The organism is Ruegeria sp. H6, from assembly GCF_056532975.1.
Genome location: NZ_JBQFOA010000015.1, coordinates 55,111 through 78,191, shown reverse-complemented (window position 1 = coordinate 78,191; position 23,081 = coordinate 55,111). Strand labels below are relative to the sequence as shown.

Annotated in this window: 26 protein-coding genes; 11 read left to right on the top strand and 15 right to left on the bottom strand. The window is 55.0% G+C overall.

Annotation, left to right across the window (positions count from 1 at the left end; all coding sequences use genetic code 11):
• Positions 1 to 4 precede the first annotated feature (4 nt).
• The 4 genes from ACR0AG_RS19660 (at position 5) to ACR0AG_RS19645 (ending at position 3,576) form a co-directional block, all read left to right on the top strand.
• The gene (locus ACR0AG_RS19660; RefSeq protein WP_170641985.1) at positions 5 to 1,084 is read left to right on the top strand and encodes an ABC transporter ATP-binding protein; all 1,080 of its coding nucleotides are present in this window, start codon (positions 5 to 7) and stop codon (positions 1,082 to 1,084) included.
• Between the two features lie 63 nt (positions 1,085 to 1,147).
• On the top strand, positions 1,148 to 1,888 hold the full coding sequence (locus ACR0AG_RS19655) for a sugar phosphate isomerase/epimerase family protein (RefSeq protein WP_170641987.1): 741 nt from the start codon (positions 1,148 to 1,150) through the stop codon (positions 1,886 to 1,888).
• A gap of 12 nt (positions 1,889 to 1,900) precedes the next feature.
• The gene (locus ACR0AG_RS19650; RefSeq protein ID WP_170641989.1) at positions 1,901 to 3,034 is read left to right on the top strand and encodes a Gfo/Idh/MocA family protein; all 1,134 of its coding nucleotides are present in this window, start codon (positions 1,901 to 1,903) and stop codon (positions 3,032 to 3,034) included.
• A gap of 11 nt (positions 3,035 to 3,045) precedes the next feature.
• A complete protein-coding gene (locus ACR0AG_RS19645) occupies positions 3,046 to 3,576 on the top strand; it encodes a gluconokinase (RefSeq protein WP_170641990.1) in 531 nt (176 codons plus the stop codon).
• A gap of 738 nt (positions 3,577 to 4,314) precedes the next feature.
• Here ACR0AG_RS19645 and ACR0AG_RS19640 read toward each other — a convergent pair.
• A complete protein-coding gene (locus ACR0AG_RS19640; protein ID WP_480841978.1) occupies positions 4,315 to 5,346 on the bottom strand; it encodes a LysR substrate-binding domain-containing protein in 1,032 nt (343 codons plus the stop codon).
• Between ACR0AG_RS19640 and ACR0AG_RS19635 the strand changes: the two genes are divergently transcribed.
• The 3 genes from ACR0AG_RS19635 to ACR0AG_RS19625 are packed head-to-tail and all read left to right on the top strand — an operon-like array spanning position 5,345 to position 7,706.
• Complete coding sequence (locus ACR0AG_RS19635) at positions 5,345 to 6,211, top strand: pirin-like C-terminal cupin domain-containing protein (RefSeq protein WP_170641994.1); 867 nt, start codon at positions 5,345 to 5,347, stop codon at positions 6,209 to 6,211. The two genes, ACR0AG_RS19640 and ACR0AG_RS19635, sit on opposite strands and share 2 nt — an antisense overlap.
• 40 nt (positions 6,212 to 6,251) lie before the next feature.
• Positions 6,252 to 6,869, top strand: a complete 618-nt coding sequence (locus ACR0AG_RS19630) for an isochorismatase family protein (RefSeq protein WP_170641996.1) — start codon at positions 6,252 to 6,254, stop codon at positions 6,867 to 6,869.
• Between the two features lie 18 nt (positions 6,870 to 6,887).
• Entirely contained in the window at positions 6,888 to 7,706 is an 819-nt protein-coding gene (locus ACR0AG_RS19625; protein WP_170641998.1) for an NmrA family NAD(P)-binding protein, read from the top strand.
• A gap of 314 nt (positions 7,707 to 8,020) precedes the next feature.
• On the opposite strand, the gene ACR0AG_RS19620 is transcribed toward ACR0AG_RS19625, so the two are convergent.
• From ACR0AG_RS19620 to gstA, 3 genes are read right to left on the bottom strand one after another with little or no spacing between them, the layout of a single operon-like run.
• Positions 8,021 to 8,242, bottom strand: a complete 222-nt coding sequence (locus ACR0AG_RS19620; RefSeq protein ID WP_170642000.1) for a tautomerase family protein — start codon at positions 8,240 to 8,242, stop codon at positions 8,021 to 8,023.
• A gap of 4 nt (positions 8,243 to 8,246) precedes the next feature.
• Complete coding sequence (locus tag ACR0AG_RS19615; protein ID WP_170642061.1) at positions 8,247 to 8,627, bottom strand: nuclear transport factor 2 family protein; 381 nt, start codon at positions 8,625 to 8,627, stop codon at positions 8,247 to 8,249.
• Complete coding sequence (gene gstA, locus ACR0AG_RS19610) at positions 8,627 to 9,235, bottom strand: glutathione transferase GstA (RefSeq protein ID WP_170642001.1); 609 nt, start codon at positions 9,233 to 9,235, stop codon at positions 8,627 to 8,629. The genes ACR0AG_RS19615 and gstA overlap by 1 nt, the downstream gene beginning before the upstream one ends.
• 108 nt (positions 9,236 to 9,343) lie before the next feature.
• Here gstA and ACR0AG_RS19605 point away from each other — a divergent pair, with 108 nt between their 5' ends.
• Positions 9,344 to 10,237: a LysR family transcriptional regulator gene (locus ACR0AG_RS19605; protein WP_170642003.1), complete on the top strand. Its 894-nt coding sequence runs from the start codon at positions 9,344 to 9,346 to the stop codon at positions 10,235 to 10,237.
• 290 nt (positions 10,238 to 10,527) lie between these two features.
• Here ACR0AG_RS19605 and ACR0AG_RS19600 read toward each other — a convergent pair whose 3' ends face one another.
• Genes ACR0AG_RS19600 through ACR0AG_RS19590 form a run of 3 tightly spaced genes read right to left on the bottom strand, consistent with a single transcriptional unit; the run spans position 10,528 to position 13,162 of the window.
• Positions 10,528 to 11,439: a PhzF family phenazine biosynthesis protein gene (locus ACR0AG_RS19600; RefSeq protein WP_170642004.1), complete on the bottom strand. Its 912-nt coding sequence runs from the start codon at positions 11,437 to 11,439 to the stop codon at positions 10,528 to 10,530.
• 55 nt (positions 11,440 to 11,494) lie between these two features.
• Positions 11,495 to 12,475 carry an alpha/beta hydrolase gene (locus tag ACR0AG_RS19595; protein ID WP_170642006.1) on the bottom strand — a complete coding sequence of 327 codons (981 nt, stop codon included), beginning with the start codon at positions 12,473 to 12,475 and terminating at the stop codon, positions 11,495 to 11,497.
• A gap of 60 nt (positions 12,476 to 12,535) precedes the next feature.
• Positions 12,536 to 13,162, bottom strand: a complete 627-nt coding sequence (locus ACR0AG_RS19590) for a pyridoxamine 5'-phosphate oxidase family protein (protein WP_170642008.1) — start codon at positions 13,160 to 13,162, stop codon at positions 12,536 to 12,538.
• A 118-nt stretch (positions 13,163 to 13,280) separates the two neighbouring features.
• Here ACR0AG_RS19590 and ACR0AG_RS19585 point away from each other — a divergent pair, with 118 nt between their 5' ends.
• A complete protein-coding gene (locus ACR0AG_RS19585) occupies positions 13,281 to 14,198 on the top strand; it encodes a LysR family transcriptional regulator (protein WP_170642010.1) in 918 nt (305 codons plus the stop codon).
• Between the two features lie 30 nt (positions 14,199 to 14,228).
• Here ACR0AG_RS19585 and ACR0AG_RS19580 read toward each other — a convergent pair whose 3' ends face one another.
• The 5 genes from ACR0AG_RS19580 to ACR0AG_RS19560 form a co-directional block, all read right to left on the bottom strand.
• Positions 14,229 to 14,798, bottom strand: a complete 570-nt coding sequence (locus tag ACR0AG_RS19580; protein ID WP_170642012.1) for a carboxymuconolactone decarboxylase family protein — start codon at positions 14,796 to 14,798, stop codon at positions 14,229 to 14,231.
• 137 nt (positions 14,799 to 14,935) lie between these two features.
• Positions 14,936 to 15,421, bottom strand: a complete 486-nt coding sequence (locus ACR0AG_RS19575; protein WP_170642014.1) for a YHS domain-containing (seleno)protein — start codon at positions 15,419 to 15,421, stop codon at positions 14,936 to 14,938.
• A gap of 48 nt (positions 15,422 to 15,469) precedes the next feature.
• The gene (locus ACR0AG_RS19570) at positions 15,470 to 16,336 is read right to left on the bottom strand and encodes a cysteine hydrolase family protein (protein WP_170642016.1); all 867 of its coding nucleotides are present in this window, start codon (positions 16,334 to 16,336) and stop codon (positions 15,470 to 15,472) included.
• A 161-nt stretch (positions 16,337 to 16,497) separates the two neighbouring features.
• Positions 16,498 to 17,508, bottom strand: coding sequence for an AraC family transcriptional regulator (locus ACR0AG_RS19565; RefSeq protein ID WP_170642018.1), 1,011 nt, complete (start codon positions 17,506 to 17,508; stop codon positions 16,498 to 16,500).
• Positions 17,496 to 17,720 (bottom strand): hypothetical protein, encoded by a 225-nt coding sequence (locus ACR0AG_RS19560; protein WP_480725150.1) that lies wholly within the window; start codon positions 17,718 to 17,720, stop codon positions 17,496 to 17,498. Before ACR0AG_RS19560 ends, ACR0AG_RS19565 begins: the two co-directional genes overlap by 13 nt.
• Here ACR0AG_RS19560 and ACR0AG_RS19555 point away from each other — a divergent pair.
• The gene (locus ACR0AG_RS19555) at positions 17,704 to 18,576 is read left to right on the top strand and encodes a bile acid:sodium symporter family protein (RefSeq protein WP_170642022.1); all 873 of its coding nucleotides are present in this window, start codon (positions 17,704 to 17,706) and stop codon (positions 18,574 to 18,576) included. The genes ACR0AG_RS19560 and ACR0AG_RS19555 overlap by 17 nt on opposite strands.
• 463 nt (positions 18,577 to 19,039) lie before the next feature.
• Here the strand turns inward: ACR0AG_RS19555 and ACR0AG_RS19550 are convergent, their stop codons facing one another.
• From ACR0AG_RS19550 to ACR0AG_RS19540, 3 genes are all read right to left on the bottom strand, one after another.
• On the bottom strand, positions 19,040 to 19,993 hold the full coding sequence (locus tag ACR0AG_RS19550; RefSeq protein ID WP_480841961.1) for an autoinducer binding domain-containing protein: 954 nt from the start codon (positions 19,991 to 19,993) through the stop codon (positions 19,040 to 19,042).
• A gap of 187 nt (positions 19,994 to 20,180) precedes the next feature.
• Entirely contained in the window at positions 20,181 to 21,470 is a 1,290-nt protein-coding gene (locus tag ACR0AG_RS19545) for a helix-turn-helix domain-containing protein (RefSeq protein ID WP_170417959.1), read from the bottom strand.
• A 367-nt stretch (positions 21,471 to 21,837) separates the two neighbouring features.
• Positions 21,838 to 22,296, bottom strand: coding sequence for a hypothetical protein (locus ACR0AG_RS19540; RefSeq protein WP_170624892.1), 459 nt, complete (start codon positions 22,294 to 22,296; stop codon positions 21,838 to 21,840).
• 419 nt (positions 22,297 to 22,715) lie between these two features.
• Here ACR0AG_RS19540 and ACR0AG_RS19535 point away from each other — a divergent pair, with 419 nt between their 5' ends.
• Positions 22,716 to 23,072 carry a hypothetical protein gene (locus ACR0AG_RS19535; protein ID WP_142638830.1) on the top strand — a complete coding sequence of 119 codons (357 nt, stop codon included), beginning with the start codon at positions 22,716 to 22,718 and terminating at the stop codon, positions 23,070 to 23,072.
• The last annotated feature ends 9 nt before the right edge of the window (positions 23,073 to 23,081 follow it).

Sequence of the window (23,081 nt, the reverse complement as noted above, 5' to 3'; positions counted from 1 at the left end):
CATCATGGAAAACTCAGTAGAAATCAAAAATCTCGACCTGCGGTTTGGATCAGTTGAAGTCCTCAAAGACCTCAATCTCGATATCGGAAAGGGCGAATTCCTGGTGCTCCTAGGCTCGTCCGGTTGCGGCAAGTCCACCCTGTTGAACTGTATTGCAGGCCTGCTGGATATCTCAGCAGGGCAGATCCACATCAACAGTCAGAACGTTACTTGGGCCGAGCCGTCCGAACGTGGCATCGGTATGGTGTTCCAGTCCTATGCGCTCTACCCGCAGATGACGGTCGAGGGGAACCTGTCCTTCGGCCTTAAGAATGCGGGCCTGCCAAAGGCTGAGATCGCCGAGCGGATCAAACGCGCTTCGGAAATCCTGCAAATCGAGCCGCTTTTGAAACGCAAACCTGCCGCCCTGTCCGGTGGTCAGCGTCAGCGTGTGGCCATCGGGCGTGCGTTGGTGCGCGACGTCGATGTATTTCTGTTTGACGAGCCGTTGTCGAACCTCGATGCGAAACTACGCGCGGATCTGAGGGTCGAAATCAAGCGCCTGCACCAGAACCTCGAAAACACCATGATCTACGTCACCCACGACCAGATCGAAGCGATGACGCTGGCCGATCGGATCGCGATCATGCGGGGCGGTCAGATCATGCAGCTGTCGTCCCCTGATGAAATCTACAGCCGCCCGGTCAACAAATATGTGGCGGGCTTCATCGGATCGCCGTCAATGAATTTCATGGATGGCCAGATCAAGGACGGTCACTTCGAAGTGGGCGAGCAGAAGATCCCGCTGTCCGGCTACGAATTCTCTACGGAAGGTTCGGTCGAAGGCCCTGCGACCTTGGGTATCCGCCCCGAACATGTGGTCACCGGAGAGCTTGTGCAGAACGCGCCCTATCAGATCGACGTGGATATCGACCTGATTGAACCAACTGGCTCAGACAAGCTCGTGGATTGTGTTGTTGCGGGCAACCATTTCCGCGTGCGCATGGAGGGGCAGGCCGATGTGAAGGTCGGTGAGAAACTGCGACTTGGTTTCGACCTGTCACAATCCTCGCTCTTCGATATTCAATCGGAATTGCGGCTCTAAGCGCTTTCCAATCCCAAAAAGGGCCGAATGGCCAACCCTTAACCTGATCTAAAAGGACAGATCATGCCTTCTATTTCCTATCAGCTCTATTCGTCGCGCAATTGGGACGTTGGAGAAACCTTCAAGATGCTTGAAGAGCTGGGCGTAAAAGAGGTCGAAGGCGTCGGCCCTTACTATGAAGACCTGGCCAAGACCAAAGCATTGCTCGAGACGCATGGCATGACCATGCCGACGGGCCATTTCGCGCCTGATCTGGTCGAAAACGAGCCCGAAAAGGCGATCGAGATTGCCAAGGCCCTTGGGATCAAATCGGTGATCGTGCCCTTCATCCCGCCTGCCGAGCGCCCGACCACATTGGCCGGTTGGCAGGACTTCGCGACGCGTCTGGCCAAGGCGGGCGAGCCGATCATCGCTGCCGGGCTGGAATACGGCTGGCACAATCACGATTTCGAGCTGGTGCCCGTTGACGGGCAAATGCCGCTCGATATCATCGCGGCAGCCTCTGATGACATCATGCTTGAGCTTGATCTGGCCTGGGTCAAAGTGGCCGGTCACGATCCGGCGGAATGGCTGACGAAATATGCCGACCGCATCACCACCGTGCATGTCAAGGACCGCGCGCCCGAAGGCGAGAATGCCGATGAAAGCGGCTGGGCCGATGTGGGTCACGGCATCATGGACTGGCCCGCGATCAAGCAGGCCATGGATGCCGCCGGGGTCGAGCGTTACGTCATCGAACATGACAACCCCAATGACCATGTCCGCATGGCCACCCGGTCGCTGGCCACCGTTCAGGCATTTTGAGGGATCACAGACATGAAGACTGTTGGTGTCGGCATCATCGGCTGCGGCAATATCTCGACCTCTTACCTCAAGCTCGCGCCGCTCTTTAAGGCGCTTGAGGTGCGGGCGGTTGCCGATCTGAACATGGATGCCGCCAAGTTGCGAGCGGAAGAGTTTTCGGTTCGCGCCGATACGATCGACGATCTGCTGGCTGCCGATGACATAGAGATTATCGTCAACCTGACGATCCCGGCGGCGCATTTCGATGTGACCAAACGGACTCTAGAGGCAGGCAAGCACGCCTATTCCGAAAAGCCCTTTGTGCTGACCCTGGAAGAAGGCGAAGCCCTGCGGAGCCTTGCGGCGGAAAAAGGTCTGCGCGTCGGGTCGGCGCCGGACACCTTCCTAGGCGGTGCCCATCAACTTGCTCGTGCGGCCATTGACGAAAATCTGGTCGGGGACATCATCGGTGGTACCTGTCACGTAATGTCGCGCGGAATGGAGGCTTGGCACCCCAATCCGGACTTCTTTTTCCAGCCCGGTGGCGGGCCCATTCTTGATCTAGGACCCTACTATGTGACCAACCTGGTGCAACTCATTGGGCCGGTGAAAGCGGTGACAGCCATGGCTTCGGCCAGCTTTCCGAGCCGCACCATCGGCAATGGCCCGCGCGAGGGCGAAACCGTGCCTGTGGACACGCCGACCAATATTCACGCCGTACTTGAATTCGAAAACGGCGCGCTGATCACCCTTGGCGCAAGTTGGGATGTTTGCGCCCATCGCCATGAGAATATGGAACTTTATGGAACTGACGGTTCGCTGTACCTTCCTGATCCAAATTTCTTTGGAGGAGAGGTTTATCTAGCCAAGCAGGACGGCGATACTACCGCTATTGCGTCTCGCAATCATGCATTTGAGATCCCCAATGCCAAGGACGGGCAAGGGAATGACCGTGCCAACTACCGCTGTGCAGGACTTGCGGATATGGCCGTGGCCGTCGCCACGGGAAGGCCGCATCGTTGCAGCTTGGAACTAGCGACTCACGTGGTCGAGATAATGACCGCAATCCTTCAGTCCGCTGAAGAACGACGCTGGATCGATATGGTCACTGCTTGCGAACGTCCGGATGCGTTGCTCCCGGATCAAGCCCGCGCTCTACTCATTTGAATTGCACTCTTATGGTTGAACCCCCAAAGGCCACCCGAAATCATGTCTTTATTGTTATGGGCGTGTCCGGTGTTGGCAAAACCACTATCGCACGCAGTCTCGCGGAGCGATTGGACGCTCAATTCATTGAAGCCGACGATTACCATTCGGACGCCAATCGAAGGGCCATGAAACGGGGTATCCCGCTCAATGATGAGATGCGATTGCCGTGGCTTCATGCATTGTGTGAGGCCGCTGAAACCGCCCGACGTCAGGGGCATGTCGTTCTGGCCTGCTCTGCCCTCAAACAGCAGTATCGTGACCTGTTTCGCACCCACGTGGGGCATTTAAAGTTCATATTTCTAGATGCCGGTCGCGATGCCATTGCACAGCGTATGGCGTCGCGCAGGGGCCATTTTATGCCAGCATCTTTGCTGGATGCCCAATTCGCAAATCTGGAGCGGCCGCTCAAAAATGAAGGCGCTATCGTGATAGATGCCGCTGCTCCTATGCCGACGGTCGAGGATGCCGTCGAAGCAGCTGCCAAATCGGTTTGTGGCTAGCAACTGTATCTCTCCAGCGGTTTGCGATGACCGCTCCTGACCTGACTTGACGAGAGCGCTGGCAATGATCACAGGCTTGCGGGCGACGGCCGTGATGGCGACTTTGTGAGGTTTTCCGGCGCCTCAGAGACGGTCAGCGAATGCTCTGAGTACAAGATCGTAATGACTTGTCTCACCGCGAAAGTGTAGTTTCGTTTCCAGCCAAATCTATGCACCTGAATGACCGCTCCGGCGACATCGGCTGCAACGCGGCGAAAAGTGTGCTTCACCTGCCAGCGGATGCTGCGTCAGCAATAGCTGCATGAGCAAATGGCGGCTGTGTCCCGCGTCATTGCCGGTCGAAACTGCACCGGCGAACGGCAGGTGTGCGGATGCGGTGGGCCTTCTGAGATTTTTTCGTACCTGCTAAATGACACATGAAAGTCGCCTATTTTCCTGTGCTTCAATGTGGCGAGCAACAGTAACACAGAACGATCCTCTTTCGGACAGGGCTTTCGGCGTTAACGTACTATCCTGCCCTCTCCCGGAGCAGACCCCAATGCCGGAATGGGCCGGTTGTCATGCAGGCGAACGCAGCGACCTAGGGTGATACAGAAGTCGCAACTATGGAAGGATGTGAGGTGAAATGGAAACAGCCTTGGGAGGAATAACCCATATACTCTGAAAGTCGATGAACTGATTTGCACCGTTTTAGTGCACAGGTGCAATTCGAGTGCACTGCGACCGATTGATAATTTGTTATGCCGCTGCAGGTAGATCGCTAGCCAGAACGGTCGGCAATTCCTGTTTCAAGAAACTTAGGAGCGCTTTAAATGCCGGCAGCATGCCTTTACGTGATGGCATCAAGAGGCTGATCTGCGGGCGGCCCGCTGTCCAACCCGGCAGGACCCGCACAAGCGAACCGGCTTCCACTTCGGATCGGCAAACATAGGCTGGAAGGGCAACAAGCCCCAAGGATGAAGCCGCCGCTTTCTTGAGCGTCGACATGTCATCACTCGCGAACCGCACGCGGCACGGAACCGATGCGGTTTGCCCATCTCCGTCCGTTAGTACCCATTGGTGTGTTTTTCCAGGCCGACCAAGGACCAAGGCCGGGTGATCCGCCAGCGCAGTAGGATCGCCACATTGATCCAAAGTGTCATTGAACTCACGCGAACAGAACAGGTGCCATTCCACCCGCGCCAACCGCATCTGGATCAGGCTTGAGTCCGGCAGAGTGTCCAAATGGCCGCGAATGGCCACGTCGATGCCGCCCTTGATCAAATCCTCCATCTGATTTGACGCCCGCTGAACCACCGTCACGCCGGGATTGTCCTGCAAGAAGCGAGGCAGGATCTGAGCCAGACCGAATTGCGCCATGCCCACAGAACAAGACACTGTGACGGTGCCTTCAATGATGTTGGTTTTGCGTCGGACGGCGGTCTCGGCGATCTCGAACCGTGCTAACGCGTCTCTGGCATGGCGATAGTATTCTTTGCCAACCTCTGTCGTTGTTACGATGCGCGATGTTCGCTGCAAAAGGCGGACATTGAGGTCATCCTCGAGCTGTCTCACACGGCGGCTGAGGCGAGATTTCGGGACGTTCAGCGATCGCGCCGCGGCGGAGAAGCCGCCCTTTTCAACAACCTGAACAAAGTAGAATGCGTCGTTGAGATCCATCCTGATCTTCCTCGTTGTTCCATTGATAGAACGATAGGTTCTGATTTTGGCTGATTTTCGTTCAATTGTCTCGCTCATATTATCAATCCAACAAAAGCGAGAAACTGACATGAACACGCAACCCATCGACAAGCTCGCAGGCGTCCCTTGCGAAACCCATGCCCAAAGCGGCGGTCGTCCGCTGACGATTGGCGACGGCTTTCAGGCCCAAAGCTATCAGTACTCAGACTTCCGGGGGCTGATGGACCCGCTGATCATGGTGGATCATTTCATCATGACGCAGCCCACCTTCGGGACACATGCCCATGCCGGGCTGTCTGCCTTGACGGTTATGTTCCAGGACAGCGAAGGCACGTTTCACAATCGCGACTCCCTTGGCAATGACCTCGATCTGGCACCCGGTGATCTTTTTTGGTTTAAGGCAGCGAGCGGGGCAATGCACAACGAAGCCGTCCGCCCCGGGGCCAGGACCCATGCGCTGCAGGTCTTCGTCAACCTTTCCGCAGAGCACCGGCATGACGCGCCTGCCGCATTTCACGTGAAAGCCAAGGACATTCCACGGATTGCTGGCGACAGGGCCACCGCGCGGCTTGTTCTTGGTGAATGCGACGGATTTCAAAGGGCTGTTGCGCCGGACAATCCGCTGACGCTACTTGATGTCGACATAAAACCGGGTGGCCAGTTTACTCATACGGGCATCAATGACCACAACGCCTGGATCCTCGCCATCAAGGGCACCACCCGCGTGACGTGGAATACAGGATCTACCGATCTGCAGCCCGGGATGGCTATCGCATTCGCCGAGGCCACGGACATCTCATTGTCCTCGGAGGAGGGCGCCCACGTCGTTTTGTTCCGGGGCCAACCTCTTCGCGAGGCCTTTGTCCAACGAGGTCCATTCGCCATGGGCAGCACGGAAGAGCTTGATGCAGTCGAGGCGGCCTATCGGTCCGGTCGCCTCGGATCAATCGACTGAAATCATCATCACCATAGACCCATCCAGAAAGGAGAAGAACATGACCCCTTTGCACAACCCCGAACCGTTGACCCGTGACAATGCCGCCGTCGTCTTTGTCGACAATCAGGTCGGGCTGATGACAGGCATCCGCGACTATTCGATTGCCGATCTGAAACACAATATCGTCGGTCTGGTAAAAGCTGCAAAGACGCTTGGCCTGCCGATTGTCACAACCACCACCTCGTCAGAGACGTTATGGGGGCCTGCCATTCCTGAACTGCAGGATGCTCTGCCTGACCAGACTTTTATCGACCGCACAACGGTCAATGCCTGGGACGATCCAAGGGTTGAAGAGGCCATTCGCGCAACCGGGCGGAGCAAGCTGATTTTCGCGGGTCTTTCCCTCGAAGTTTGCGCGGCATTTCCTGCAATGAGGGCGGTGCGCGAGGGGTTTGAGGCTTATGTCGCTGTAGATGCCAGCGGCACCTTCAATATGACAAAGCGCGAGACCGCTTTGGTCCGCCTGACCCAGGCCGGGGTTGTTGTCGCCGATGGTGCCAGCCTGATGATCGAAATCCTCGCCGACAATGCAAGCAACCAGGCCTGGGATGTCTACGGTGCCCTGGGCATGGATTGGTCGATCCTGGTCGGCCAAGTCCGCGCAAGCGCGGCTTAGCTTTCGGAGGATGCAAAAATGACTAACCAGCCAATCCTTGTCATCGGCGCCACCGGAAAAACCGGATCACGCGTCGCCAGGAAACTCGAAGCGAAAGGCCTACCGGTTCGCCGTGGCGCACGCCGCTCGGACACGCCGTTTGACTGGGAGGACCCAACGATCTGGACGCCGGTCCTGACTGGCGTTTCCAAAGCCTATGTGACCTATTTCCCTGACCTGGCCTTCCCTGGTGCCATCGAAAAGTTGGAAGCCTTCGCTAAGGTGGCCTTGGACACCGGGCTGCAGCACATCGTTTTGCTGTCCGGCAGGGGCGAACATTTCGCCACTAAGGGCGAAGAGGTGATCCGCAACTCGGGTGTTGGGTTCACCATCGTGCGGTCTGCCTGGTTCGCGCAGAATTTTTCGGAGGGTTATTTACGTGACCCGATCCTTGGCGGCGTGTTGCCCATGCCCGGCGGTGACATCGCTGAGCCGATCATCGACATTGACGATATCGCTGATGTGGTCGTTGCGGCGTTGACTGAAGACGGGCATATGGGCGAACGCTACGAAGTCACTGGGCCGCGCCTCATGACCTTCGCCGAGATGGCGTCGTCGTTGACCAAAGCTATAGGGCGTCCTGTTCAGTACGTGCCGATCACCTTCGAAGACTTCCACGCTAATGTCGCTCAAGTCGGAGACGATTTTGTCGCCGATGTCTTTACAGCGATCGCCCGCGAAACCCTGGACGGTCATAACGCCTACCTCACCGATGGCGTGCAACGTGCCCTAGGCCGAGCGCCGCGCGATTTTAATGACTATGCGGTAAAGGCTGCCTCTACTGGTGCTTGGTCATGAAGAGTGTGATGTCCAAGGCAATCTACGGGAAGCAATTGGCTTCCCGCCATTCCTCATCCAAAAATAGAGGTCAAGCATGTCCCTGCTCCCAACTTTCACGCAAATTCAAGAGAGAATGCCCTATCTTCTCAAATTAGATCCAATTGAGTGTGAAAGCTGAAAAAACATCGGGTGTCAGCCCCGCGCTAGCCTGTGGTAAGGTCGGGCTGCCCCTGCGCAAGTAATAGTGTTTCGGGTTGTCCCTGAGATATTTCTTCTGAACCGGTGCGCCATCAGGCGCACCGACAGTTTTGGTTTTGGGTATCGAAGAGAGTTCAGGACATCTTGGCGCGGATATGGCGGACTGAACGGCCTGCCATACCCCAGTTTTCAAGCGGGACTTCTTCAATCACCACAAAGGTCGTCGCGGGATTTTTGTTCAAGACCTTCTGAAGCAGTTCAGTGACACCCGAGATAAGCCGTGCCTTTTCTTCTGCAGACGGGCCTTTACCCTCGGGGCCGCCCTCCCGCGTTACTTTGATATTCACATAAGGCATCGGATTATTCCTTTCGCTCGACGAACGAGAAGACCTTGGTCAGAACACGCCAGCCGTCGCCTGTGTTGATCAGTGTCAGAAGATCCTGGTAGTTCCGCCCCATCATGGTCATTCGAGCCTCGACAATACCAATGCGATCACCCTTGAGTGCGACCCGTTCGATCACCTCTTGTCGGGGGTCGCCGCGCGAGGCGGGCGGGGTGCGCCCGTCGATCCTTTGCATATAGGCCTCCAACCCCATGAACTCGTAGGTGCCAGAGGTGCCGTTCACATAAGCAAGGTCTTTGTGGAAAACGGCCCTCAGCACATTGCTGTCAGAGTGATAGAGACCGTCAAAGTAACCTTTCATCAGCTCTTGGATTTCGGGGTGTTCCGATTGTGCCATCATGCCAGCCCTTCCGCGGCAAACGCCGATTTTACAGCCGGACGTTCGGCAATCCGCGCGACATAGGCTGCAAGATGCGGCCAGCCCGACAGGTCAATGGACTTGAAGTTCGCCCAGTTGACCAGAACAAATGTGTAGGCATCCGCGACTGAAAAGGTCTCGTTCACAAAAAACGCCCTGCCATCGGACAAAACGGTTTCAAGATAGTCGAATTTCGACCGAACTTTTGTCTCGGCGGCCTGCTGCTCTGCTGCGGTCGCATTGCTGGCGAAAAGCGGGCCCCATGATTTGTGCAATTCGGCAGCGGCATAGTTGAGGTGCTGTTGCACCCTTGCGCGCGCAATACTGCCAGGTTCGGGGGCAAAGGCGCGCTCTGCGTTGTTGTCTGCGATGTACTGAAGAATGGCGACGCCTTCACTCAGGGTTTCGTCGCCAGTGATCGTCAGCGAAGGCACATAGCCGTTGGGGTTGATGTCGCGGTAGTCGCTTCCGCTGGCGGTCAATCCGGCATTGGTGTCAACAGCTTCGATCTCGAATTCGGCTCCGACCTCGTACAGCATGATGTGGCTGGCCAGTGAGCAGGCGCCGGGTTTGTAATAGAGTTTCATTTCAGGCTCCTTTCTTGGGTGTGAACCTGAAGTAGCTGCCATGAGGGACAATTGATAATATCGATTTCTCAGTATAATGATCTAAAAAACAGATCATATGAGATCGACATGACCTTAGATCAACTCGTCGCCCTGGATGCGATTGTCGCCACCGGAACCTTTCGTGCTGCAGCAGAGCGCCTAAATAAGGCCCAGTCAGCCGTCAGCCATCAAATCAGGAAACTGGAGGCGGAACTGGAGTTCGACCTGTTCTCTCGGGACAGTTACAGACCGGAATTGACACCCGAAGGTGAGATATTTTTCAGGGAAACAGCGCGGGTGCTGGAGCAAGTGAGCACGTTAAAATCTGTTGTCGCTGGACTGCGAAGTGCTCAAGAGCCAGTGGTTTCCATCGCAATTACTGCAACTATGTCGCTGGAACCTGTCCTCGATCTCTTGGCCAGAGTCAGGCAGGTCTATCCCGGAACAAACATCAACGTTGCCTCCGAGATGATGGGTGGGCCCCTCGCAAGGCTGATGGATGGTGGTGCTGATATGATCATAGCGGGGCTTCAAGACGTTCCGATCGACGAGGTCGAAACACTCCCGTTTGGCTCGATCACGATCCGACCTGTTGCAAGCCCCGAATTTACCGCCGCCAAGAGACGGGGCGTGCGTTCCAAACGAGAAATGCAGGGCTATACTCAGGTTATTGTGGCCGGAAGCGGTAGCAAGGATTTCGATCAAAGCAGAGATGTTCTATCTGGCGGCCAACACTGGATCGTGTCGGACTTTGAGGCGAAGAAGTCGATTATCAAGGCTGGCCTGGGTTGGGGCGGTGTCCCAGAACACTTGATGCAAGCGGAACTGGACGCGGGCGAATTGATTCCCTTGAACGTCGATGGTTTCCCGCCTCGGCACACTGAGATATTCGCTGTACGTCGGCGTGACAAAGCGATGGGCAAGGTTATGTCGGAGATCTGGGAGCTTTTGGCCGCCCGCCAATCAAACCTTGTTGGGTAGTCCGATCTTATCCACCAAGAACCGACAAAGAAGGAATCCATTGGCAGATTGGGACCTACGTGAGCGGCTTCTAAATTGGCACAAGGTCACCGTCGTTAGGCTAGGCTTGTCGAAAGCCTCATTCATTGGATCACCTAGGTGCGCGTCTCAGCATTCTTTAGGCACGCAAGTATTCGTTTCACATTGCTATGGAAAACCAGACGTTCCGCCAACGGATGAATTCAGTGCCTAATTAGACCGTACGCGAAATTGGCAGCAAGCAAACATCACATTTGACTAGCTGTCTAACGCTAGAAAGCAATTCGAAGGGAGCGCTTAACCATGCCGTAGCCACCCGCCATCAGGCCGGAAATTGTGCCATTATCGATTTCCAGATCGACTTTTATCAAGCTCGGACTTGCCGGGTTCATAAACACCCCTTGTTCGATTTGAAATGATCGTTGAGATGATCCGCCAAAGTCGTGCAATACACATGCTAAAGGCCCCGCAGCCATCCCCGTCGCGGCTTCTTCTTCAATCGCGTATCGGGGCGCAAACATGCGGGTTGTCGCGTCTCGGTTGGTCGCCGATGGGTCTCTTGTAAAGACGTAATAGCCGATCAAATCCAGTCGTTCGCTGAATTGCGTGATTTTGGCAAAATCTGGTTTCACATTGGCAAGACTTTCGGCATAAGCGAGGCCGATAACAATGAAACTGTTGCCGGTATTGACCAAAACCGGTGGGATCTGTCGATCAAGTTGATGTCTGCTGATCCCAAGGGAGTTCAGTACATCGTCGATGCTAACACCCTTTTCCGACCATTCCTCTGGTATCGCGTATTTTGGGGCCAGTTGTTCCATATAAGCGGCACCCTCTTTCATGAGTATGCGCCTTGGCCCATCAACCGTCTCTTTCGAGGTGTTGGGATTGGGAATCCGGCCTAGCGCATCAAGGTGCGAGAAGGCGGCAATTGTCGCATGACCGCAATGAGCGATGCGCCGGTTTGGTGTGAAGAAATCAAGTTTGAAGCCTTCGGTCTCAGACCGAGAGACAAAGGCCGTTTCGGACAATCCAACCCTTGCCGCAACGGCTTGCATATCTTGCTCGCTCAATTCATCGGCGTCCAGAACGACGCCTGCGGGATTTCCTCCGGCGCCACCGTCGACAAAGCCGTGTACGATTTCAACCGTTACCTTTACGGCAGTATTTGCTTGCGTATTCATTGACTTACTCCATGCATGAGGTCGCACCTTTAAACGTGGTGCGGCCAGTTCCACGTCAGTTGCTAGCGGTGGTGATGCGGTTCAGAAAGGCGGTCATCTGCGCCGAAATCTCAGACCCATATTCTTCCAGCGCGAAGTGTCCTGTATCGAGCAGATGAAACTCGAGATCATTCAGATCGCGTTTATAGGGATAGGCACCTTCGGCCGGAAAGATGTGATCATTTTTCCCCCACATCAGCAGTGCCGGGGGTCGATGCTCGCGAAACAGCGCTTGCCATTTTGGGTACTCTGCAACGTTGGTGCCGTAATCCAGGAAGAGTTCGAGTTGCACCTCTTGATTGCCTTCGCGGTCGAGCAGGTATTGGACGTGCCAATAGTTATCCGGACTGATCAATTCGGGTTTTTGAACTCCGTGGGTGAACTGCCATTTGGTAGCATCCAGAGTGAGGAATCCCCGAAGCTGGTCACCGTTCTCTTGCGATGGCTCGGCCCAATAGGTTTTGATTGGATCCCAGAACTCGCGCAGCCCTTCCTCATAGGCATTCCCGTTTTGAATGATGAAGCCAGTGACCCGTTCGGGTTGTTCCGCAAACATACGGAAACCAACCGGGGCACCGTAATCCATCAGATAGACCGCGTATTGATCGATACCCTTACGGTCGAGCAGCGATGTCATCATTCCAGAGATATTTGCGAAGGAATACTCGAAGTTTTCGGCCATCGGCATGTCCGACGCGCCAAATCCGGGGAAATCGGGCGCGATCACGTGGTAGCTCTTCGCCAGTTCCGGGATAAGGTTACGGAACATATGCGAGGAAGTCGGAAAGCCATGAAGCAGCAGGACGGTGGGCCTGCTTGGATCTCCGGCCTCACGATAGGCGATACTGACTTCGTCGATTTGTTCGGTGCGGAAATAGACGGCCTGCGTGGCCTCAATTTCGGTCCCTGCTGCGATTGCCGGAACTGGTGCAATAGGCGCAGCGATTGAAAGCGCGAGAATGCTGGCGCTCAGGATGGATTTCAGATTATGTGACATCGGTATATCCTTTCATTGGGTTTTGGAAAGCGCGTCAGAACGCGCGGTGTTTAGCGCTGCTCAGCGTTGCTGTTCGAGCGCTTCTACGAGTCCTGCGTTTTGAGCCTTCAGCGCGGCCAGCTCGTTTCGAATTGGGGCCAGATGCTCTTCAAACTCTTCAAACGTCAGGCGTTGGGGGATGTGCTGCGGGCAGTTCCAGTCCATCGCTTCAAGCTTGATCACAACCGCCCGCTCCGGGTGAGCGCGATAGTCCCGCGCTCTCAGGCGCTGCATCAGGGCCGGATCGTCCTCGGCATCAATGATCATCACCCGACCCCAGATTTTAAGGCGTCTCTGATTAGGATAGTCCATCAGGATCAGCGAGATGCGGTCATTGCGCAGCAGGTTACCGGTGCTGAGATACTGCCGGTTGCCACGAAAATCGGCATAGGCAAGCGTCCGTTCGTCCAGCACTTTCAGAAAACCCACGGGTCCACCGCGGAATTGCACATAAGGCCAGCCGGTTTCCGAGACTGTGGCCTGATAGAAGCCGTCCCTTTGCGCGATGAAGCTGGCCTCAACCGGGCTGATCAGATCCTCGTGACGGGTGCCTTCCAGAAACTTCGCATAACCGTTCGCTGAACCATTTTTGGCCTGCGTTTCGCGCACGGAAGGCGTGAAGCTGATCTCTGCAAAGGGTCGTGCCATCGAATTCTCCATCTCGGTTTGGGCGATGCCCTGGGACTGAGGTGAAGTTAATCAGAGCTTCAATGTTGCGGAATTCAGATACTTGGCAATATATTATTCCAAAAAGCGGAATAATGCTGTGGACAGATTTCACGCACTCAACGTCTTTGTGAAAGTAGCAGAGCTGAATGGCTTCGCTGCGGCAGCGCGCCACCTCAACATGTCTCCGCCAACAGTAACCCGTGTGGTGTCCATGCTTGAGGACAGCCTTGGGCTGCGTCTCTTAGTGCGAACCACGCGCTCGGTGAAGCTAACGGATAGCGGACAGAGGTTCTTTGCAGATGCCAGGCGCATTCTGGCTGATCTTGAAGAGGCGGAACGTGCCGCCATTGGGTCCTACGGTGAACCAACCGGGGAACTCAGTATAACTGCATCGGTCTTGTTTGGCCGTATGTTTGTCACTCCGATCCTGGGCGAATTTCTGGATCTTTATCCGAAGCTATCGGCACGCACGCTTTATGTGGACCGCGTAGTCAATCTGATTGATGAGGGTCTCGACGTTGGTATCAGAATTGGCAACCTCGCTGATTCCAGTTTGATGGCCGTCAGATGCGGATCTGTGAAGCAAATGCTATTTGCGTCGCCAGCTTACCTTGAATCGCATGGCAAACCTGAAACTCCGGATGATTTGTCCCGCCACGCGATCATCAATTCTACTGCCCTGAATGCATCCGCCCAATGGCATTTTCAAAGCGGTAGAAAGAGCATAGTCAAACGAGTGAACCCACGCATCAGCATGAATACTAATGACGCCGTGATTGAGTTGGCGTTGCAAGGTCATGGGATTGGACGGCTTTTGTCGTATCAGGTGGCGCCCTACATTGCAGATGGGCGGCTCAAGACTGTCATGAAGTCGTATGAGCCACCCGAGGTTCCCATCCACCTTGTGCATCAAGAGGGTCGAACCGTGTCTGCGAAGGTACGCGCCTTTGTTGATTTTGCGGTCGATCGTCTCAAATCGGATCGCCTTCTTAGCCAGAACCAAACTCAGGCCTAAGCGCAAGACCAACAACTAGGCAAAATTGCGCTATTCAGCCGCCGCCGCGGATGAGGCGGTCCATGCATTTGGGACAAATGCATCATCCAAAGCCGTTTCCGCCACATGGTTCGTATAGTTCGACAGGATTTTCAACGCTGTGCCAAGGATGACTTCCAACATGGTCTGGCGGGTATAGCCAGCCGTCAGAAACGCCTCGACCTGTGCGTCGCTGGGCCAGCCTCGGCTTTCGTTGATCACGATGGCGAATTTGCGTAGTGCTTCCAATTTTGGGTCGGCGATAGGGCTGCCATCGCGCAATGCTGCGATGACGTCCTCGGGGACACCTGCCATCTGCGAAAGCGTGGTATGGGCGGCCATGCAGTATTTACACCCATTGAGCCGGTTGTTGGTCATCAGGATGATCTGACGCTCAGTCTCTGACAGGCCGGTCTTTCCAAAGATGTTGGAAAGTGTCGTATAGCCTTCCAGAATTGCGGGCGCTTCGGCCATGGCCGCATAAAGATTGGGTACAAAACCATACCCTTTCAGCGATGCTTCCAAAATTGGTTTCGCGGCATCAGGGGCTGAGGCGATTGTATATGTCTCAAAATCAGTCATGTCTGGTTTCCTTTGGGAAGAGCTTTCGACGCACGCGAATTGTCATTGCGGACAGGGCGTCTTGGAGAAATGCCGGTCTTTTGGGGAGGGGAGAGGCAGCGGTGGCTCCGACCGGCAAAAGCCACCAAATTCCTCGATCAAAGGGTGCCGACAGGCGTGTGGTGGATGTCTGCCCACTTCGCATGGGCGCCTTGGATCACTGTCTCTTTGTCCTCAAGGTACTTCTTGAAGATGTCTTCATTCACAAAGAGATAGAGCTTGCCGTCCGCGATATCGGCATACCGAACATCTCCATCAAGCTTCTTGCCTACATAGACGCCAAAAGCGCAGAACCCGCCGAATTGGGGCAAATTGGCCATCGGATCTGCTTCGAATGTTGCTTGCGCTGCCTGTGACGCAAAGTAGTAGTCCACACCATCATGGGTCGACGTGTAGGTGGCGTTGCCCATCTCGGGTTTCTCGGCATCAAACATCGACACAGGATCGACACCGTGCATGCCAAGCGGATGCCCGTTCAGGGTAAAACTGTTTGAGACGTTGTATTCATCTTCAGCCAGTGCGGCCGCCGCCAGGGCAAGAGTCAGCGCTGCTGTAAGTGCGGGAAGTGTAAAGATACGTGTCATGATATTTCCTTTCAGGATGTCAGGATCAAACTGGAAAGTTGGTTCGGGTCAGGCAGATTGGCCGATGCGCTTCACCGCGTCATCGGTCCACCAGACGCCATTGGCGACCATGCGGAAATTGATGATGGCTGCGAGATACCCGTCACCTTCAGGCACTTTGGCCCCGGCCGTCGCGTCGCGAACGACAGCAACCTCGTAGCCCAGTTCCAGCAACTCGTAGAGATGCGCTTGCGTGCACAGGTTCGCGGACATCCCCGCAAGAATCACCTTGTCGATCTTGCGCTTGCGCAACTGCAGGTTCAGGTCGTTCTGAGCGGGGCTGTAAACCTTGTGGGGCGAGCAGACGACGGTTTCGCCATCCTCGATGTACTTTTTGTATTGCGGCATCCAGTCGGCACCAGAGCCTTCGAAGTTGTCCAGGTTGAGTGGCCCGAGACGGTCAAACATGCCGATGCTGTGCATCGTGGCTTCAAGCGTGCCTTCGAACTCCCACTTATGGTCATGCGGGTAGTAATAGTGCGGCGAGATGAAGACCGGCATCCCGGCTGCTTTGGCGGCGATGAAAAGCCGTTCGATATTGTCGACGGTGCCCTGTTCGGTCACGCTTTCACCAACGACGCCCCACGTCACACCGTCCTCGGACAGAAAATCGATCTGGGGGTCGGTCACCACAAGCGCGGTGCGCCCCGGTTCGATAGTCATGTCGATTTGGGGAAGGCCTGGGTTCTCCGGGTCAGCGTAAGTGGCACGAGCCTCTTCGGTTGCTGAAAGGGCCTGCCCACCGGCAACGATTGTTGTACCCGCTGCAGCAGCCCCAGCGGCTTGCGTCAGAAGACGGCGGCGCGCCATGTCAACGCGTTCGGGCGTGACGTCACAGCCGCAGCCGGCTTCATGTTTGTGGTCGTGATTGCTCATTGCAAATTTCCTTTGTCTGAGAGGGGCAAAGCGGTCTGCCTTACTCGGCAGCGCCCCAAGTGGATCTGACAAAGAGGAAATTAGGCGCCACATTGGCCGAGGTATTGGCAGGCCCTGCCAAGGTTTTGACCGAACCTGCCATGTGGTCTTGAGGTGTGCGCCTAGTCGGAGGTCGCTTGCTGCCGGAAACGAGCGGGTGCTTGGCCGACCCAACGCTTGAAGGCACGACTGAACGTGCTCTGTTCCGAAAACCCGGTCATAAAGGCGATCTCGGCGATGGAAGCCTTACCGTCACGGAGCAAGTCACGAGCAAGTGCAACTTGCGCCTGACCGAGAACGTCGCGATAGGTCATCCCTTCTTCGGCCAACCTGCGGTAAAGTGTGCGCTCGCTCATTCCCATCTCTTGGGCGACATGCGCCGCCTGCGGTGCGCCGTTACTTAGGGCTGGTGTAAGTCGATGAACAAGTGCGTTGCTCAGTGAAGTGTCATCATCCAGGGAATTGAATTCCTCATCCAGATGTTTCGTCATGAAATCCGACAAGCCCGGATCGCCAAGACGATTTTCGCATTCGAGCATAGCAGGGCGCATCGCGATGGCGTTATGGTCAGTACCAAATTGCACCGGACAACCAAAATGCTCGGCGTAACGTTCAGGCTCTTGTCGGCACACATGTTTGAACGCGACATATTCGAGCGACAATCCAGTACCCACAAACCGATGCATATTCCGTGCAAAGGCGGCAAGCGCGCATTCGTTGCGCAATTCCAAGGCGGCGCGATGCGGTGTTTGCCCTTCAAATATCCAAAGGACAGGATCGCCGGTTTCATCAAGTCTGTAAACTGCGGTGTCCGTGACGAGACGAAAATAACGCTCGATCCGTTGCAAAGATTGCCGCAAGGTCGGAGCTGTCTTTACGGCCAGGCCAAGGACGCCGAGATCATCGGTCGCAATCGCGTTCGCATAGGCCTCAACCAAAGCAACCTCATCCGCTTGTTGCGCACGAATCCAATCGATCAGATCGAAATAGGCATCATCCGCCAATTGGCCGTCTTGAGCCTCTGGCAAACGCAGCAGGACAGCGCCATTCGAAATCAGAGCGCCATCGTCGTTTAGCGTCATCCCGGCGGCATTGGCCATCGCGCGCGCGAATACATAGGTCACACTTGCCATTCACCACAAATAGCATTGGAAAGCTCTTCTGCGCCAGATCGCCCATGCCCGCGATCTGCATCGCACATTAATACTGTCTCGATCAGCAGGCGTATGAGGAAAAAGGCGCCAGACTGATAAACCTCGTCATCGGATTTGCGAAACGGTATCTTTGGATAGCGCGTGAGAAGCATGCAGACACCGAGGTCAAAGCAAATGGGCGAAGTTTTCATATCTGTGCTGCTGCCGCTCGCAGTTGTTGCAATCATGTTCTGCCTTGGCCTCGGACTCACAGCGGCTGACTTTCAACGCATCGGACGACGTCCACGTGCCTTTTGTGTCGGCGCTCTCAACCAGATCATTTTGCTGCCTTGCATCGCTTTGATGGTGATCTTTGTTTTTGGAATTTCTGCCGAGACAGCCGTTGGTATCATGATTTTGGCAGCCTGTCCGGGCGGGGCGATCAGTAACATCGTGACCAAGCTTTCGAATTGGGATGTCGCTTTATCCGTTACTCTCACAGCAGTCTTCAGTCTGACTTGTGTCGTTACCGTACCGCTTATCCTGGGGTTTTCGATGCAGATGTTCATGGGGGCAACTGCGCCCGCTATCGACATCTCTTCGACGGCTTTAGCAATGTTTTTTTTAACAGCTTCACCGATCCTAGTCGGTGTGATGGCGCGGTCATTGGCGCCGCGAATTGCAGCCGCTGTCGAACCAGTCTTTAGCAAGGTCTCTTTGCTACTTTTTGCGATGGTCATCGGAGGCGCGATCATTTCAAACTGGGTGGTGGTCGCGGATAACTACCTTAGGCTTGGACCCGCACTTTTTGTTGTAGGTGCGTCACTCACGTTTATTGGCATCATGAGTTCAGGGATGCTCGGATGCACAGACATCGAGGCGAAGACGATTTCAATTGAGACCGGCGTTCAAAACGGAGCTTTGGGGATCGCAATTGCCACCTTGCTATTGCCTAACACCAATGGGTTAAGCGAATATGCCATCCCATCCGCAATTTATAGCGTGGTCTGGATCGTAACAATGTTGCCTGTCTTCGCTTTCCTTGCGCGAAGAAGCCCAATTTCATGATCCTGCCGCCTATTTGCTAGCTCTGGTTATGGGCTGGGCCAAGTCCCGTAGTTTCCATGCCAGAGCGCCATCTGGCCAAAGAGCGGTTGTGGAACATCCAATCCCTCTCTGGAATGGCCGCCTTGGCGAATTTCGCTATCAAGAAAAAACTGTTGCCGCGAGTGTAGAAGGATGCTGCATCAACGAGAGTTTAAAATCCAAGATCAGTTCGTCCGCGTCTCGATTGTTGAAGACGGGTGCAGCGAAAGACCGCTCCCGTCAAAATGATGCAAAAGGGCCCTTCTTTTTTGCGGCGCCGACGGCCGTCTGTGCATCACACCAATTTTCTTTGTGCATGACAGACGCAAAAAACCGTAGGCAAAACACTCTTACAAACGCTGGTTAGAGCGGCGTAATTGCAATTATGTGAAGTCTGCAAATCCGCAGTTTCTAATAGAGCGAAGAGGGGCTCGGCCGACCTGGTTCACAGATATCTGATCCATAGGGCCCGATCGTCTGAATCTCCGACCACTTCGGTGATTTCAGCTGGGTTGAGGCCAAATTCCACCACCAGATCTTCGACCTGAACTGAGTGGAAGCTATCGAGACTTCGCGCCAGTCGGCCTTGTTCGAAGGCGATTAGCTCGTGAGATTTGCCAGACCAACGGACGATCCCGCCGCAGAGCGTCCGATGTTCCATATCGACCAATTCTGCCACGGGATCGGCAAAGAAATCGCTCCATTTGAGAAACCCTGTACTGACAGCCCGCGCAACCGCTTGTTCGATCGTCCGGCTTTTGAGCTTGGTGGTGATCGAAGATATCAGCGCATCCACCGTTCGAGAGCAGTTTCCCGTCTGTTTGGCAATGACAGACGGTATCAAACCCGACGCAAGCATCTTCAGGACATCCAATTCGTCACCAGACAGGGAGTCCGATGGAAAGTTGAAGACGGTTTCGATGACGTCCAGCGCAAGCAAGTGCAATATCTGGGCTTCGTGGCGCAGGGCAGGGAGCATTGTCGCGATCAATGCCTCCCATTCGGCACGAGGCGCATTGGATGTGACGGTAAACACGCCACGCTCACCAAAAGGATTAATGACCGGAATAGTCAGGCCATTGCGACCAACGCCAAACCGTCTGGCAGCTTCAAAAAGCGCTGCATAGTCAGTCTGGTTGTCGAATGCTGTCCAATCAATTGGTGCGATCATTGCGGCGCCAAACCGGATGAGGGGATCGACCAGGACCATGTCGTTGTCGACGTAGTGCCTGACCCATTCGGCCGGGAACGTGGTGCAGCCGTGGACAACGTTGTGATGCTTGTCGATATGGGCGTAGGACGCATTCTCCAGTCCGAACCTCGAACAAATTTCCTGAAGGCGCGCCTCCCCGGTCTGCCTGAAATCCAGTTCAGAATTGCCAATGTCCGCGATTTTCATAGATCGTCTTTCTGTTCCGCGTTGCCGTCGAGGCCGCTTAGCAACCTAAAGCTGAACAAACCACTCGGGAATTCCCGTAGCCAATCATGCATTTGAATACAGTTCTGTTCTGGAGGCGGAAACGGAGCGAAAACCTGCCGATGAGACACATGAATTGGAGAAGCTGGCGGCTCATAACCCGGCACGGCTAAAACCCGCTGCAGTGATCTTGCGGAAGCCCGTCTTCCTCCTCTCGGGCTCTACGCGCCAAAAGCCCCATGAAACTGGAAATCAGGTTCAGTTCACCGCGCTCATCTGCGTGCACCATACCGCGCAGATATCCGCCCGGATTAACCACTGGCGGCAACCGTGGATCGCTCAGCCTCGCGTCTGTGATCAACCCGGCCAGGATTGCACCCATCACGGTCAATCGGTCAATCGCCGTACGCCAAGCCGAGGCATTGGCGCCGATCTCCGACAATCGCGACCAAACGCCGGTCTCAATCGCGTAGAGCGACGGGCTGGAATTCTGATCTCCGCCACCCGCGATATCGATATGCATGCGCAGCTCGGGTGAGGCCAGTTCATATAGGATGCGGTTATTCACCCGCGGTAGTTTTTGGGCCTTGCGCGATGCCGTATCTGTCGGATGATTGCTTTCTAAGCAATGCGGAGGGCCGTCAGGCCCGGAGCCGGAACAATCTGGTTCCGAGGCTTTTGCCGAGGACATTGAACTCTCGCCATCGGCGTTACAGGACAGAATTGTTTCTTCAATTTGGTCTTGTATATGGCACCCGAAACAAGCTTCGGGTTCACCCGAAATTTCACCGGGTTTTGCGACATGCTCTTCGATCCGGCTCCAAAGGTCGTAAGCCGCCTGAACATGTAGCTTGAGCGCCTCCAGCGTCATGTATTTCAACTTGTCGGCGCGCGGCCAGGATCGAAGTTCCTCCTTCATGCCTTCCAGACTTTCAGGAGGGCAGGGGAGTAAGAGAAGCACGGCCAGACTATGTTTCACATATCGGTAAAGCCGTGATCGATCCCCGCGCAGCTCGTCCTGTTCTTTCTTCTCGGCCTTGCTGCGCACGTCCGCGTCGCGCATCTCGGGAATGAGGTTCAGGGCAGGGGTCAGGAAGAGTCCAAGCTTCTTGCGCTTACAGCGCGCGCCATTTGCGCCAAGCCTGCGTTCGATCAGACCAATCCTTTCCAGCTCACGTTCGTGATTGTGGATTGTCCGATCTGTCACGCCTCGCCCGGCAATGAGGGTTTCCTGGCGCGCGTAGCAAAAGGGTTCCTGAGACGGGTCTCGAAAAGCACATGGCGTAATCATATCGATGATGATCTCTAAGGTGCGAATACACTGGGCTGATGCGCCTCTGATCTGCGCATATCCCACGCAGAGCTGACGTAACCTGTCACGGTTCCAGCCCTCAGGAAGGCCGTTGTGAAAGCGAATATTATCGTGGTGATGGGCGGATGCGATCTGCCGAAAGCTCATGGATTTGGCCTCATTTGGCAAAGGTCAGTGTTGATATCGCGGCTTCGCGGGGCAGGGTGTTCGGAATGGTTCAACGGTCTCATGGTCTGCTTCTCATTGGGGAAGCAAGGCGGCTCGAACCTCAGCAAAAAGACACAGAAAAACCGTTCGCACAGATGCGTTTGTCCTTGTCAGTAATTTTGGAGTTTCCTATAAATCAGGTGATCAAACGTGACTTAAGAAGATCCCCGCTGAGGCCCCGCCTTGCGGGGGTTTTTGTTTCTGGGATTAAGTTTTTCCTCCGGGCCAATCGGCCTGGTTTAAAAATGCAGCTGGCGATTTTTGGTGGCATAGCCAGGAGCAACGCGTTGTACCGCAGGTCAGCACCTCAATATCGGATGAGTTCGTAGTCGCTGAACCCGAATGTGTCGGTCCACTCGACGCCAACGCCGCGGAAGTAGCTGGGAGGTTCACAGCGATTGCCCAGTGGCAGCCAGTAAGGGATTGGGGCAGGAGCGCGCTCGGACCAGCGAAAATTCGTATTATCGTCGTAGGTGCCAACCACAAGATCAAGCGAACGCTCGCAATCTCCCTCCCTTGAACGACGGCGATAGCTGTAGTGGCGCACATCCCAAACCCTGATGGATCTCACAACGTCGAAATCGGAAGAAGAAAGATCGACGCTGATCGGGGTGGCTTGGAAACCGTCACCGTATTGGCCGTGATGTGCATCGATCCTTCCTATCGAGATCGCTGCGTCTACCAGTATTGGCTTAGCGGTGTCATCCGATGGAAGCTCTGGAACTGGGCTAGCACTGGTGCGCTTGATGGCTTCCAACCGTTCCATAGGACCCAAGTCCGAGGGGCTGTGTGACGTATTCATCGGACAGCGCCAGAGTTGAAGCGGCGGTTCGACCGGGTAGGGTGTGATGCGCCGAATGAACTCCGCCTTGGCTGCGACGCAATCAGCCGAACTTGGCCAACCCCCGGCGAGGCAAAGGAATATGGCACAGTCAATTGGATAGGCACGAGCCTGCGTGGCTGGCAGTGCAGCGAGTGCAACTGCAAGGGCCTTCGCGCGAGTTCGATTTCCGGATTTTGAGTGTTTCAAGATGGTCTCTCCTGCTTGCGAATCGCCTAAGCAATATCCGGCCAATATATTTCTGACAATCCAATATCGTATATTGGCGGGTTTTCTTATATTGACGTAGATTGTGTTTTAGTCCACAACTTTTGGATGTAGAAGACGGCCCATAGGGGGTCGTCATGGCGGACAACAAGAGACAATACACTGTGGTAACCATCGAGATGGTCCGGGGCCTGAAAGAGGATCAGGTTCCCTTTACATGCCGCTACGAATTTATCGGACTCGCTTCCCTTGGACGACCTAAGTACCACTGCATTTACAGCTCGCCGAACTATGTCGGGGCCTTGTGCAAGTCGAAGATCTCTCGAGCGGGCGCTGAGCCCAGAGAGTTCGATCTTTGGCCGGGCCTCTTCAAGCATCATCAGGAATTTGGTGATGGGCGCATTCTCTGCGTCAAATCAGACTATACGATCGAGTCGATTACCCCAGAGGGTCTCGAAGCAGCTCAGGCCCTGGACGCGAAATCCAAAACCTGATCGGTCACG